We start from the raw sequence: 14,289 nt of genomic DNA, 5'->3' as shown, positions 1-14,289 counted from the left end.
CATGAATCATATTGTCTTATTCCAACCCGAAATACCAGCTAATACAGGAAATATTTCCCGCACGTGTGCCGGCACCAATACAGCCTTACATTTAATCCGCCCACTCGGATTTTCAATTGAAGATAAGTATTTAAAACGAGCAGGACTCGATTATTGGGACAGTGTTAATTTATCAATGCATGATTCATTAGAGGAGTTATTTGATAAATACCCTGACGGCAAATTTTATTTCATTACAAAATTCGGTGAGCATACATACAGCGACTTTGATTACAGCGATACAAGCTCAGATATTTTCTTCGTTTTCGGTAAAGAAACAACTGGTTTACCGGATTCTGTGTTGCGTGATCATCGTGAAAATTGCCTCCGCATTCCGATGTCAGATAACATTCGTTCGTTGAACTTGAGTAATACAGCAGCGATATTAACATACGAAGCGTTGCGTCAACAAAACTTTCAACATATGAATGTTGAGGCGCCAACGTATGATCATATTGTATTCGAGAAGGATTAGTAGTAATCCAAAAAAAGTAGCAAACCAAAAAGGTTTGCTACTTTTTTTAAAATAATTAGTGCGTTGTTAAATTATGGTGTATTTATAATTACGCAAAAGATGGATTAAGAGTGGACAATACTTACAGTTAATGTCTCATTATGTTATTTTAAAAGGGGATTTGCAAAAAAAACGACTGGAATTCATCGTCAAGAAGTATTTATTAAACGGCACAATCAGAAGAAATTGTTTATGATGTTTTTAAAAGAGGGGGGAACAGATGAAAAAAATACAGGCTGTTAAAGTGTTAAAACAATTCAATTTACGATTTAAATACGCGGATCAGTTATTTATTCGTGCGTTTATCGTGCCAGAAATCTGGTCGTTCAAAGAAATGGAAAAGTATTTACGAAAAACGTTTAATAAAAAAGACATCCATATCCTAAATCATCGTCAAGTAAAAGTATATGCCATCCAAGAAAACCTCTCTAAATCTAGAGTAAATAAAGCAGACACGATAAGCGAATATTGGAATGATGGTTTGCAAAGAGATATAGGAATTAAGTTAGAGGATGAGTGGATTGTTGTCAATTATATTACAGATACAAAAATAACTGTGGAGTCTTTTTTAGAGCTACTTAAAAAGCTGTATCCGTATTTACTGAGAATTGAAATGTTATATCAAGCTGAATGTTTAATAAAAAACGATTGTTTTGAATGTGATGACTTAGGTGATTACAGATAAAGCTGAAAAAAGGAGCCACTTAAGATGGCTCCTTCCTTTCAAATGGATTACATAAACAAGGTGAAAATATAATATACGAGCCCAGCAACTGCGGCTGAGATAGGTAAGGTAATGACCCAAGTGATAACCATGCGTTGGGCTGTATCCCATTTAACACCACGGATTCGGTGTGATGAACCAACACCAAGAATAGATGAACTAATAACATGCGTCGTACTTACGGGCAATCCTAAGCCAGTCGCAGTGAAAATAACAGACATCGAACCAAGGTCAGCAGCTACCCCGTTAACAGGTTTGATTTTCATAATCTTACTACCGACGGTTTTAATGATTTTCCAACCACCAATTGAAGTCCCAACTGCCATTGCAGTCGCGCAGGCTACCTGTACCCAGAAATGGACGCCATCAGCATCTGTTTGGTACCCATTAGCAATTAAGGCTAATGTAATGATACCCATTGATTTTTGGGCATCATTGGTACCATGAGCGTAGGATTGAAACGCAGCCGTTAGTACTTGTAAGTAACGAAAACGGCGGTTAGTCGCATCTAAATTAAAGTTTTTCAAGGTTAGCTTGAAAATTGTATAGATGATATAACCAGCAGCAAAGGCTAAGAACGGTGCTAAAATTAGAGCTTGGATAATTTTAGTGAATCCAGCGTAGTTAAGCGGTGACGATTGACCAGCTATAAAAGCAGCAGTTAAGGCTGCTCCGGCGATCGAACCGATTAATGCATGTGAAGAACTACTTGGAATTCCAAAATACCAAGTCAATAAATTCCAAATGATAGCAGAGATAAGCGCTGCTAAAATAACGATGTCACCATGTGGTAAGGCAAATGGATCAACAATATCTTTTGTTAACGACTTTGCTACACCTGTAAATGAAATCGCGCCTAAAAAGTTCATAATGGCTGCCATAATGATGGCGTGTTTTGGTTTAATTGCTTTAGTAGAAACACTCGTAGCAATGGCGTTCGCTGTATCATGGAAACCATTGATAAAGTCAAACACAAGCGCTGCAGCTACAATCGCAATTGTAATGATTAGTATATTATCCATAGATTATATAATTCTCCTTAATTAGGCGTTCTTCATAACGATGGTTTCAAGCGTATTAGCAACTGATTGGCAATCATCTGCAATATCTTCTAAATCTTCGTAAGCTTCACGGTATTTGAAAAATTGAATCGGATCAGTAATGTTATCATTTAAGTGACGGATTGAATCACGGTAAATATCATCACAGATTGATTCGTAATCCTTAATTTGAATCGCTAATTCACGGACGTTTTTAAGCTTTTTATCAAAGATATAACCAGTTGCTACAGAGATATCAGCTGTTGCTTTTGAAAGGTTTTCTAAAAACTTCGTAATGTATTCATCTTTTGGTGAAATATTGTACATTTCAAGGATGAAGGAAGCTTGTTCGAAACCATCTAAAATATCATCTAAGCGGTTTGTTAACTCAAGCATGTCTTCACGCTCAATTGGTGTAATAAAGGCGTTGTTTAACTCTAAGATGATTTTATGAACAAGCGTATCACCTTTAAGTTCATATTCTTTCATGACTTCTGCAAGTTTACGTAAATCATCTTGTGATTCAACTTGACACTCGCTGAAATATTTACCGGCCTCATTGATATTTAATGAGATTTCATGTAATAAATGTGCAAAACGATCTTTCTTATTCTTGAAAACCATTTTTTTATTCCTCCATTATATGAATATGTAATTTGTATTTACTAATTTATTAATTTATTATGACACCCAATTCAGCAAAGTACAATCTAATTCTAACATAAAAACAAAAACATTAGTGCTTTCTTAACAAAATCTTTACATTTGAAAAATGTCGTATTTTTGAGTAACGAATAATAACAAAAATAATGATATGAATTAGCTTGAAATCTAACTTTTACGGTCTTTTTCAAGGACTAATTGATTGGATTAATAGAGATACACGAACAAATGCGGTAAACTAGAAATTAGCAGGGATGTTTTAGTGAAAAAAGGAGGGAATCAATATGGAAACAATCTATTCAAAAAGAATCGTATTAAATAACGGTGTCGAAATGCCCCAAATTGGGTTTGGTGTCTTTTTGATGGAAAATCAACAACCCATTGAAGATGCCTTAGCGAGTGGTTATCGTGCGATTGATACTGCTAAACGTTATGAAAATGAGCGATTAGTCGGTGCAGCAATCCAAACTTCTGGCATTGCCCGTGATGAATTGTTTATCACCTCAAAAGTATGGGATGCTGATCAGGGGTATGATGAAACCTTGCAGGCATATGAACGCTCTTTAGCGGAATTAAAACTTGATTATTTGGATTTATACATGATACATTGGCCGATGAAAGCACATTTTAATGACACATGGCGGGCAATGGAAAGGCTCTTATCTGAAAAACGGGTTCGTGCCATTGGTGTTTGTAACTATGAACAACCGTTACTCGAACGTTTGATTAAGGAGCACGATATTATTCCGGCTGTTAATCAGGTTGAAACACATCCTTATTTTGCGCAAACAAACTTAATGGCTTATTTAGCAGCACATCATATTCAACATGAAGCATGGGGACCATTAGGTCAAAATAAAAGTGATGTGCTACAAAATGACGTGCTGCAAAAATTGGCACGACATCATCAAAAATCGCCGGCTCAAATTATTATCCGTTGGCATTTACAACGAGGGTCAGTTGTTATTCCTAAATCACAAACGAAACAACGGATTCAAGCTAACATAAGTGTAGCTGATTTTGAATTATCAAGTCATGAAATGCGGTTGATTAATGAGTTGAATAAAAACGAACGTGTCAGTCATGACCCAATGATTCGATATGAGCAGTCATAGAAAAAATCTCGTTTTTTATAAAGGGCCCCCTTTTTGTATAGCACATTTTGAAAAACATAGGCAATTTTTTCAGCACCTGTCTGTATTTTACAGACGGTAGCTTCTTTAAATTGTATTGACCACGATAGTAAATGTCAGATAACGCTTAATTTCTCATTTCACTTCTGCTATTGTGTGCATCTGTTAATTTTAACCTCATCCTTAAAGAAACTAAGAAACGAGTCTTGTACATTATGATTGTATTTTAAATTTTTCATGAAAGCTTTTTAGGCAGTTTAATCTGTTCCAATTTCTTTTTTTATTATAAACACAAAAACCCTCTAAGATGCGCTTTTTAAGTGGCGATCTTAGAGGGTTCATTTTATTAGATATTAAGCTTTTTTAGGCTTCTTCTGCTACACTCTTCGTTATTTCAATGAAGGAAATATGATGATCTTCTATCTCTTTTAGTGTGAAGAGATAGTTATCACAAGTAAGAGAGTCGCCTTGTTTTGCATCGAATTTTTGCGTTAAGAACCAACCGCCAATTGTATCAACATCCTCATCTTCGAGGTCGACGTGTAAAAGATTATTGATTTCATCAATGAGAACTTTACCTTCAACAACATAATGGTTATCAGCAATCTTCGTAATTTCAGCGATTTCATCATTATCAAATTCATCGCGAATATCTCCGACAATTTCTTCGAGAATATCTTCAGCAGTAACAAGTCCTTCGGTACCACCATATTCATCGAGTAAAATCGCAATATGGTTACGTTCTTTTTGCATTTTCAGCAGTAAGTCATTAATCGGAATTGTTTCAATGACACGAATAATCGGTTTTACAAGAGAAGCAATTGTATCACTCGGTTGTAACTCACCTGTTACATAAATACTCAATAAGTCTTTTAAATTAAGGACGCCGACGATATTGTCTTTATCGCCATCGATAACCGGGTAACGAGTATAGCGTTCAGATAAGGTAGTACTCGCTGCTTCTTCTATTGTATCTGTAATAGACAAGGTAACGATTTCTGTTCGAGGAACCATCACTTCTTTCGCTAGACGTTCATCAAATTCGAAAATCTTATTCAAATACCCGTATTCGGATTGATTAATTTCCCCACTCTTAAAACTTTCGGTTGCGATAAACCGTAGTTCTTCCTCAGTGTGGGCAACATCATGTTCCCCATTCATATCTAAGCCAAACAAGCGGCTTATGGCACGAGCAGAGTGGTTTAAAAACCAGATAAACGGATACATTACACGATAAAAGACATTTAACGGTTTCGCAACAGCCAATGTTACTTGCTCTGTTTTTGTAATTGCCATTGTTTTTGGAACGAGCTCACCAACAACAACATGTAAATAAGTGATGATTGAAAAGGCGATAATAAACGAAATTAAACTAACAGCGGCTGCAGGGAGATTAAAATAGTTGAAAACAGGTTCAAGTAAATGTGCAATCGTCGGTTCGCCGAGCCAACCAAGACCTAAAGATGTTAGCGTAATACCGAGTTGACATGCCGATAAATAGGCATCAAGATTGTTATGAATTTTTTTTGCCATCTCGGCATTGGGATGACCTTCTTCAACCAGTTGTTCTAAACGACTGCCTCGCATTTTTACAACCGCGAACTCTGTTGCAACGAAAAATGCTGATGCTAGTATTAAAATCACAATAGCCAATAAATTAAATATCAAATAAGTGGATCGCTATTCGAACTGAATAGGATCCAAACACCTCCTAGTAGTTTTTTAAAATAATGATTCAAGATGAATTGTATATATGAGTTAACGAATGGCAATAGTCCGATAGTTAACTAGCGTATAGACAATAACATCTTTAATAAAGTAGTAATAGGCATTAATGAGCCTAATAATTAGTTTTTCTGCCCCATCGGAATAATCCCCCCTCGTGTAAGTTTGAAAATTAGTGTAGCTATTATTTAATTATATAGTAGTTGATATAGCAAGGCAACTATTAGGAATAGCGATTTGAGAATGGCTATTAGAAAAAAACAACGACGAGTTTCTCAATATAATGAAATTGTTTGATAGAAGCAAAGAGCTCACATCGTCATCTTCGATTATCCTATGTTTTTATGATAAGATGAATTAATACCAAAACGAATGAAGGATGGCTTAAAAAGAATGGATGACAAATTATGAAAAATGAACAAATTAATTTTTTTAAATATGAATAATATTACTCGTAAGTGGGTACTGTTCTGGCAAAAATATTACGTGACTAAAATCGTTATTATTACTATTCTAACGGTTGTCTTTTTGACAATTTTATACTTCACATTTATGGCTAAACAAGCAAATGTTAATGGGCTAAAAGCTGCGCTTGAAACAACGACAGGTCTTTACGATAAAGATAGCGATAAGGCGACAGAGGTGTCATCACGCAATGCAACTTTTGTCAAAATTGATAAAATATCTCCTAATATTAAAAACGGCCTTATATCTATAGAAGATAGACGCTTTTATACTCATAATGGCTTTGATATTCGTGGGATGGCTCGAGGTGTTGTCGGTTTACTAACAACGGGTCATATTACAGGTGGAGGATCGACTATCACACAACAACTTGCGAAAAATGCACTACTAACCGATAAACAAACATTAAAGCGAAAAGTTGAAGAATTATTTTTAGCAGCTGAAATTGAAAATAAATACACAAAAGATGAAATTTTAGAAATGTATTTGAATACGGTCTATTTTGGTAATGGTGAATGGGGCATCGAGAATGCGTCGCAAAAATATTTCAATAAAGCGGCTAAGGATGTTTCAATTGAAGAAGGTGCACTGCTAGCAGGGTTGGTTCAATTACCCTCTTCTTACGATCCAACAAAGTACATTGAAAAAGCGACAACGCGTCGAGATCAAGTGTTAAAAGCAGAATTAGAAAACGAAAAAATCACGCAGGAACAGTATGATACAGTTATTAAACAAGCCATTGTTTTGAATACGAAAGAAACGACTACAGCACAGACTAAATATCCGTTTTATACCGACGCTGTCTTGAATGAAGCTATCAATAATTATGGTTTGTCACAAGATGATTTACTTACAAAAGGTTACAAAATTTATACGATGATGGATCAAAACCTCCAAACAGCGATGGAAACAGTCTACAACAATGATTATAACTTTCCGAGCGATATGAACGGCGAGATGGTTCAAAGCGGTGGTGTGATGATGGAACCAAAATCAGGAGGAATATATGCACTAGTCGGTGGTCGTGGCGAACATGTCTTTAGAGGCTTTAATCGAGCAACACAATTGCGTACGCAAGTGGGGTCAACAATGAAACCGTTAGCTGTTTATGTGCCAGCACTCGAGGAAGGATTTGAAACAACTGACCAACTCCAAGATAAGTTCACTGACTTCAACGGTTATAAACCAACGAATATTGGCGGAGTTTATCAAGGGAAAATGCCGATGTATGAAGCAGTGCAAAATTCGATTAATCTACCGGCTGTATGGTTACTCAAAAAAATCGGTCTGAACACTGGTGTTAAATCAGTCGAACGATTTGGTCTTTCAGTCGCAAAAGCAGATGAAAACTTGTCTTTAGCTTTAGGTGGTACAAAAACAGGCTATTCACCAATGACGATGGCGCGGGCCTACGCTACTTTTTCAAACGAAGGTAAATTACCAGAAAAAGGGCATCTAATTAGAAAGATTGTTGATGCGAGTGGCCGAATCATTGTCGATAATGAAGAAACAACGAGTAAAAAAATCATTTCTGAAACGGTTTCGAAAGATATGACTTCGATGTTGTTAGATGTTGTGAAAAGCGGAACAGGTCAAGGTGCAGGCGTTCCAGGTTATGATATAGCAGCGAAAACAGGCTCAACTCAGGTGGATTGGACAACGGATGGAACCAAAGATCAATGGTTTGTTGGCTATACTCCTAACGTTGTACTATCGATGTGGATGGGCTTTGATAATACAGATGAAGAACATTATTTGCAAACTGACAGTTCATCAGGTGTTGTTAGTGTTGCGGGTAAAATCTTAAGTCAATCATTACCACAAATGAAAAACGAGAGCTTTGATATTGAAAGTGCTGCGACAGCAGAACAAGAACGCCAAACGACCAAGGAAACAGAAGAAAAAGGTATCTTTGATAGTGTGAAAGACACAGCTGACTCAGTCGGATCAGGAATAAAAAAAGGTGCTCAAAAAACGAAGGATTTCTTCAATTATTTTTTTGGTAACTAGTAGAAGTTTTTTGTGTTATCGAAATTGAAAACATGGTATAGTAATTATGAAATCGACTAGGAGGAATGCATAATGTCTGAAAATCTTTATGATATCGCAAACAATTTAGAAAGTAACTTACGTCAATCGGAGCAATACACTGAACTGAAAAATGCTTACCAAGTTGTCAAGGATACACCAGCATCGCAAGCATTATTTGATCGATTCCGTGTGATGCAATTAGAATTACAACAAAAACAAGTACAAGGCCAAGAAATTACTGAGACTGAAGTTGAGACTGCGCAAAAATTAGCGCAAGAAGTACAAGAAAATGAACATATTTCAGCCTTAATCGAATCAGAACAACGCATGTCGGTTGTAATTAATGACTTGAATGAAATTATTACACGTCCGTTACGTGACTTATATCAAGAAGAACCAAAAGCGTAAAGTTAAAGAGTGAATTACAAGCAAAGCAGTCACCCCTCGGTGACTGCTTTTTTGTGTGGGATAGTATTCTCTTTAAGGGGTAAGGTTTTTCGTGTTATACTAGAACATATATTCGTATCGAGGGGGATGGGTGATGAAAGACCTACGATTTATGCACATTGCTGACTTGCATTTAGATAGTCCGTTTGTCGGCTTGAAGCAGTTACCACCGCTCATTTTTCAAACAATGAAAGAGAGCACATTTAAGGCATTAACCGAACTCGTTACAATCGCAATCAATGAAGATGTAGAGTTTGTAATTATTGCCGGTGATATTTATGATGAACAAACACAAAGTATTCGTGCTCAGGCGCGTTTTATAGCAGAGATGCAGAGGCTAGAACAGGCTGATATTGCAGTGTATGCTGTAACCGGAAATCATGATTACCGTGGCAATCATGAGGTGGCGTTAAGTCTTCCGAGTAATGTAACGTTGTTTCCGAGCGAAACAACAACTGTGATTCACGAGTTAGGTGATGGCAGATCAGTCGCACTGCATGGTTTTAGTTATGACCGACGCCACATTAAAGACCGACGTGTCGATACCTATGTTAAGGATAAAACAGCATCTTATAATATTGGGATATACCATGGCGAAGAGCTAACTGAAGGTGGGAACTATGCACCATTTTCAATAGATGAGTTATTAGCAAAGCAGTTTGATTATTGGGCATTAGGTCATATTCATAAACGAGCAGTATTACATAAAGAGCCAATGATTGTTTACCCGGGCAATATTCAAGGTCGTCATCGTAAAGAAACGGGGCAAAAAGGTGGCTATTTGGTCACTCTAAATGAACTGAAAACGAAACTGTTATTTAAAGAAGCAGCTGCAATTGTATGGCACGAATGTTTTTTGGAAATCGAGGCAGATATGAGTCTAGATCATTTGTTGCAAAAATTAACTGAGCAAGTTGATGCTGTACGTCAGCTTCAAAAGGGGCAGGCCTTTTTAAGAATCGTCATTCGTTCAAATCGGAAATTAGGAAAGATAGTGCAACAAAAAATTAATAACAATGAAGTATTGGAACGGTTGCAAGATCTTGAACAAGAGCGTGATGATTTTGTCTGGGTTTATCAGATTGAACAACGATTAAACACTGATGTTTCAGCCAGTTGGTGGCAAGAAGATAGCGCCTATCAAACGCATTGGTTGGGTGCTATTAATCAATTGAAAGAAGCACAAGCATTTAATGATAGTATTCAAGAGATGATAATGCAACGTCTTGCTCGACGCTACATCGAAGTGCCTACTGATAGCGAACGCGAGCAGTTAATAACAGAGGCAACCTTGCTGATTGGGCAGTTGATTGCGGAGGAAGGTGAAACAAAATGATTATTAAACAGCTTGATGTGTATGGCTACGGTAAATGGCGTCAAATAACGTTTCCAACTTTTGGAAAAACACAATTGATTTATGGACCAAATGAAGCAGGGAAATCAACAATGATGGCCTTTATTGAAGCTATTTTATTTGGGTTTCCAACAAATAAAAGCAGTGAAAGACGATTAGAACCGAAGGATTACGATGGATTTGGCGGTCGGATAACGGTTGCAACCGATACCAATGAAATCGTCATGATTGAACGGAAGAAAGGCAAGGCGACTGGTGATGTCACCCTTTATTTTGCTGATGGTTCACGGGGCGATGAAGCCGATCTTGTGAAATTATTGCAAGGAATGACGAAGCAGATGTTTAAGGCCATCTATAGTTTTGATATCCATGGTTTACAAAATGTGCAAGCCTTAAAAGAATCTGATTTCAATCGTTATTTATTGGCAGCAGGGACAGTTGGTTCAGATGTATTGTTAAGAGTCGATACTCAATTGCAAAAAAAAACGTGAAGATATTTTCAAACCAAATGGACGCAAGCCAAGCTTAAATAAGAAACTAAATCTTTTAAAAGATTTAGAACTGAAGTACAAGCAAGCAAAGGCAAATAATGGTGCTTTTTCACAGCTTACAGAGCAAGCGGGTTTGCTTGAACGACAGCTAGAGCAATCCCAGAAAAAAGAGGCTGACTTAAGCATACAACAGGAACAATACACTGACTACTTAAGCAAATGGTCAGTATTTGAAGAAGCGGAAAAAGGCCAACAAACGTTAAAAAAAACTTGCGGTTACTCGTTTTCCAGCAGATGGATTTGAACAGATGAAGGCGTTGGTGACAGAACGAGAACAGCTGGAAAATGAGGCTTATAAACTGGAATTATCTTTAAATCATGTGTTGCGTCAAATGGTTGAAAGCAACCAGTTTGAAGGACTAGAATGGGATGAAATTGAACCTTATTTAGCAGATTGGTCACTTTTTCAAGAGCGTGAACGTCGCTTAACAGCATTAGGAACAGAGGCTATAAACGAACAGTTATCGCGTCAAATAATAACTGATCTGACCGAAGCTAATCTAGCAGAGGTGACACAATTGGTACAAAAATATGAACGCTTACAATGGCAGCTACAACAAAAGCAGCAAGAAAGTCAATCGCTGCTCGCTAAAATTGAACGGCAACAATTAAATTGTGATGAAATTGAAGAAAAGCTACAAGATGAGAGTGATCAAACTGACGTAACAAAAGCACCGTTGATTGGTAGAGGTGTTTATGTCAGTGTTGGAGCGATCATTGTTAGTGTTCTGCTCGCTACAGTTATTCATCCGCTGTTCTATTTGATGGCTTTGGGCGCGCTTATTCTACTGTTTAAAAGCTATAGTAGTTATCGTACGAAACCAGGAAAACTCGTGGAATCGAGTTCAACTCATACCGAGTGGGAAAAAATTTGGCAACAGCAGTGTGCCGTATTAGATGAACTGCAATTTGTAAAGTCAGAACATGATCGAACAAATGAAGGATTACTGGAGCAAAGTGAAGTTATTTGGCAAAGTTTAGCCTGTTATGCCCAACAAGCAAAACTGTCTCTTTCGCCGACGGAAACAGACGTCTTTTTAATCGCCTTCAACAAGCGACTTAACGAACAACGACACTGGCACCAAAAACAAGCAGAACAAAAGCAAATGACTGAGCTGATAATGGCACAAAATCAGTGGCTAAATGGGTTACAACAGGTGACAGCGGCTGTGAAGGATGAGCTAGATTGGGCTAATGTTCCAGCCACACTAGACCGCTTGTTGACTGAGCAAAAGGCCTATCATCATCAGACCGAAGCTGCGATTAATGCACGACAAGAAAAAGAGCAGCTACTCAACAATAAGACGCGCGTTGAGGCAACACTTGTTCGTAATGAGGAAAAACAAGCAGCTTTGTTGGCTGAAGTCAATGTGCCTGATATAGCAGCCTTTTATCAGAAGGCAGAACAAAAAAGACAAGCAGAGACAATTAAGACACGTTTGATGGTGCTACAGATGCAAGTCAGCAATAATGAGCGCAAAGCATTACGACAATTCGCTTCGAAAACAGCTATTTTAAAAGCATTAGCCAATCTAAAAGAACAGCGTCTAACGATCCAGAAAGAGCGCCAAATAGCACAAAAAAACTTACTTGAATTGAACCATCAAATTCAATTGTTAACAAAAGGTGAAGTTTTCGCGGATATAGCACACGAATATTTTTTACTAAAGGCTGAAGTAGCTAATCTCAGTCAGGAGTGGATGCGCTATAAAACTGCACAAACAATTGTCAACGAGATGGTCGAACGACTGCAAGCTGAACGACTTCCACGGGTACTGAAAAAGGCGAGTGAATTCTTAAGTTATTTAACGGAGGGACGTTACTATCGCATCGACTTTTTCGCGGATGAACTGCTCGTGCAACGACAAGATAATTTTCAATTTAAGGGTGAAGAATTGAGTCAAGGAACAAAGGAACAGTTGTATTTATCGATTCGATTTGCCTTTATTGAGGTGTTGGAATCGGCAATATCCTTACCGATTATAATTGATGATAGTTTTGTTAACTTCGATAAACGTCGAACAGACTTAATTATGAAATTATTAGACCGTATTAAAGATAAACAACAAATCATCTATTTTACCTGTCATGCCTATATGAAAGATTACTTGCCGGCTGAACAATGTTTGGATTTAACGACCTACCGCCAAAATGACACGGAGTCTGAATACTAACGTTTTTTTATAGTGACGAGCATTATGTTATAATAAGGGTAACGATTATGATTACGAAAGAGGAGATTTTGATGCAAAAGAAGTTGTTAGAGTACAATGTTGGTGAGGCTGTTGAGGCCTATGCTTTTATTAAAAGTGCTCAAAAAGGAATTGCTACAAATGGAAAACCTTTTTTATCGATTGTGTTCCAAGATAAATCAGGTGAGATTGAAGGGAAATTATGGGATGTTTCTGATGAAGATTTGAAACGTTACATACCTGAAAGTATTGTAAGTGTGGTTGGTGAGGTGCAAAATTATCGTGGACAAAAGCAAATGAAAATTAAAGGTTTACGTGAAACGAGCGCGTTAGACAGTGTATCGGCCGATCAATTTTTAAAAACAGCTCCAATAAAACGAGATGAAATTCAACAAGAACTGATGCATTACTTATTTGCGATTAAAAATGCGAACTTACAACGTGTCACGCATTATCTTGTGAAAAAGTATGAGGCAGAATACTTTAGTTATCCAGCTGCGATGCGTCACCATCATGAATTTGTCTCTGGTTTGTCATTCCATTCGTTATCGATGTTGCGCATTGCTGATCAGCTCCAACAACAGTACACTGAATTGGATGCCGATTTACTCTATGCGGGTATCATCTTACATGATTTAGGGAAGGTGATTGAATTAAGTGGCCCAGTGGCAACGACGTATACGATCACTGGTAATCTGTTAGGTCATATTTCAATCGTGTCGAATGAAATTGCTAAAGCAGCAGCTGAATTGCAAATTGACAGCGAAGAAATCGTCGTCTTACAACATATTATTTTATCTCATCATGGTAAAGGCGAATGGGGCAGTCCTAAACCGCCACTAGTGATGGAGGCTGAGTTGATTCATCTGATTGATCAAATGGATGCCTCATTAAATATGTTAACGAAGGCGCTTGCTCATACCGATCCAGGAACATATAGTGAACGGATTTTTGGTTTAGATAACCGCTCGTTTTATAATCCGAAGTACAATAAAGAAGAGTAATAGACTTAAATAAAGAGTGTCAGTGATTTGTAATCATTGCCACTCTTTTTATTATATGCCGCCGATAGTAAAATTAAGCGAGACAAATAAAAAAGCCATTTTGTGCGACACTCAAAATAGTTCCGACCAAAGAATTATTTTGAGTGTAGACAAATGACCTATAAACATCTCTACACCAAATGTACTTGTAATGATAGAAGCCTATTTCCAAACGAAACAATCTGTTTTAACCGGATTGAAGATACTAGGATGTTCAAGACAAACGATTGATAATGTCTACAATTTTTTAAAGAAAAGTTCCTCGGCCAGTGCTTTTTATCAAAAAACACAAAGAAAATAAAACATATTGTGGCAGACGACCGATCATTTTAAGTACGGATCAACAAACTTACATTCAGAAAAATGAC

General features: G+C 37.2%; 12 protein-coding genes. 9 read left to right on the top strand and 3 right to left on the bottom strand.

Annotation, left to right across the window (positions count from 1 at the left end):
• The first annotated feature begins 1 nt into the window (after position 1).
• Positions 2 to 514, top strand: a complete 513-nt coding sequence (trmL, locus tag BCAMP_RS08150) for a tRNA (uridine(34)/cytosine(34)/5-carboxymethylaminomethyluridine(34)-2'-O)-methyltransferase TrmL (protein WP_035314948.1) — start codon at positions 2 to 4, stop codon at positions 512 to 514.
• A 259-nt stretch (positions 515 to 773) separates the two neighbouring features.
• Positions 774 to 1,238, top strand: a complete 465-nt coding sequence (locus BCAMP_RS08145; RefSeq protein WP_035314947.1) for a hypothetical protein — start codon at positions 774 to 776, stop codon at positions 1,236 to 1,238.
• Positions 1,239 to 1,285: 47 nt separating this feature from the next.
• On the opposite strand, the gene BCAMP_RS08140 is transcribed toward BCAMP_RS08145, so the two are convergent.
• Together BCAMP_RS08140 and BCAMP_RS08135 are read right to left on the bottom strand one after the other, a co-directional pair.
• On the bottom strand, positions 1,286 to 2,299 hold the full coding sequence (locus tag BCAMP_RS08140; RefSeq protein ID WP_035314946.1) for an inorganic phosphate transporter: 1,014 nt from the start codon (positions 2,297 to 2,299) through the stop codon (positions 1,286 to 1,288).
• 21 nt (positions 2,300 to 2,320) lie between these two features.
• A complete protein-coding gene (locus tag BCAMP_RS08135; RefSeq protein WP_035314945.1) occupies positions 2,321 to 2,941 on the bottom strand; it encodes a DUF47 domain-containing protein in 621 nt (206 codons plus the stop codon).
• 323 nt (positions 2,942 to 3,264) lie between these two features.
• On the opposite strand from BCAMP_RS08135, the gene BCAMP_RS08130 reads away from it, so the two are divergent.
• Entirely contained in the window at positions 3,265 to 4,095 is an 831-nt protein-coding gene (locus BCAMP_RS08130; RefSeq protein WP_035314944.1) for an aldo/keto reductase, read from the top strand.
• Between the two features lie 381 nt (positions 4,096 to 4,476).
• Here the strand turns inward: BCAMP_RS08130 and BCAMP_RS08125 are convergent, their stop codons facing one another.
• Positions 4,477 to 5,781: a hemolysin family protein gene (locus BCAMP_RS08125; protein WP_035314943.1), complete on the bottom strand. Its 1,305-nt coding sequence runs from the start codon at positions 5,779 to 5,781 to the stop codon at positions 4,477 to 4,479.
• A gap of 471 nt (positions 5,782 to 6,252) precedes the next feature.
• Here BCAMP_RS08125 and BCAMP_RS08120 point away from each other — a divergent pair, with 471 nt between their 5' ends.
• From BCAMP_RS08120 to yhaM, 6 genes are all read left to right on the top strand, one after another.
• Positions 6,253 to 8,313: a transglycosylase domain-containing protein gene (locus BCAMP_RS08120; RefSeq protein WP_051456978.1), complete on the top strand. Its 2,061-nt coding sequence runs from the start codon at positions 6,253 to 6,255 to the stop codon at positions 8,311 to 8,313.
• A gap of 72 nt (positions 8,314 to 8,385) precedes the next feature.
• On the top strand, positions 8,386 to 8,742 hold the full coding sequence (locus BCAMP_RS08115; protein WP_035314942.1) for a YlbF family regulator: 357 nt from the start codon (positions 8,386 to 8,388) through the stop codon (positions 8,740 to 8,742).
• Between the two features lie 133 nt (positions 8,743 to 8,875).
• On the top strand, positions 8,876 to 10,117 hold the full coding sequence (locus BCAMP_RS08110; protein WP_035314941.1) for a metallophosphoesterase family protein: 1,242 nt from the start codon (positions 8,876 to 8,878) through the stop codon (positions 10,115 to 10,117).
• A complete protein-coding gene (locus tag BCAMP_RS08105) occupies positions 10,114 to 10,626 on the top strand; it encodes an AAA family ATPase (protein ID WP_035314940.1) in 513 nt (170 codons plus the stop codon). Before BCAMP_RS08110 ends, BCAMP_RS08105 begins: the two co-directional genes overlap by 4 nt.
• Before the next feature lie 308 nt (positions 10,627 to 10,934).
• On the top strand, positions 10,935 to 12,860 hold the full coding sequence (locus tag BCAMP_RS08100; protein WP_035314939.1) for an ATP-binding protein: 1,926 nt from the start codon (positions 10,935 to 10,937) through the stop codon (positions 12,858 to 12,860).
• 71 nt (positions 12,861 to 12,931) lie between these two features.
• The gene (gene yhaM, locus BCAMP_RS08095) at positions 12,932 to 13,882 is read left to right on the top strand and encodes a 3'-5' exoribonuclease YhaM (protein ID WP_035314938.1); all 951 of its coding nucleotides are present in this window, start codon (positions 12,932 to 12,934) and stop codon (positions 13,880 to 13,882) included.
• Positions 13,883 to 14,289: the final 407 nt, after the last annotated feature.

This window comes from Brochothrix campestris FSL F6-1037 (assembly GCF_000525915.1).
In the GTDB taxonomy this organism is placed as follows: Bacteria; Bacillota; Bacilli; order Lactobacillales; family Listeriaceae; genus Brochothrix; species Brochothrix campestris.
Note: the sequence above shows the minus strand (reverse complement) of the source record. Positions and strands in the feature narration are given on the sequence as shown.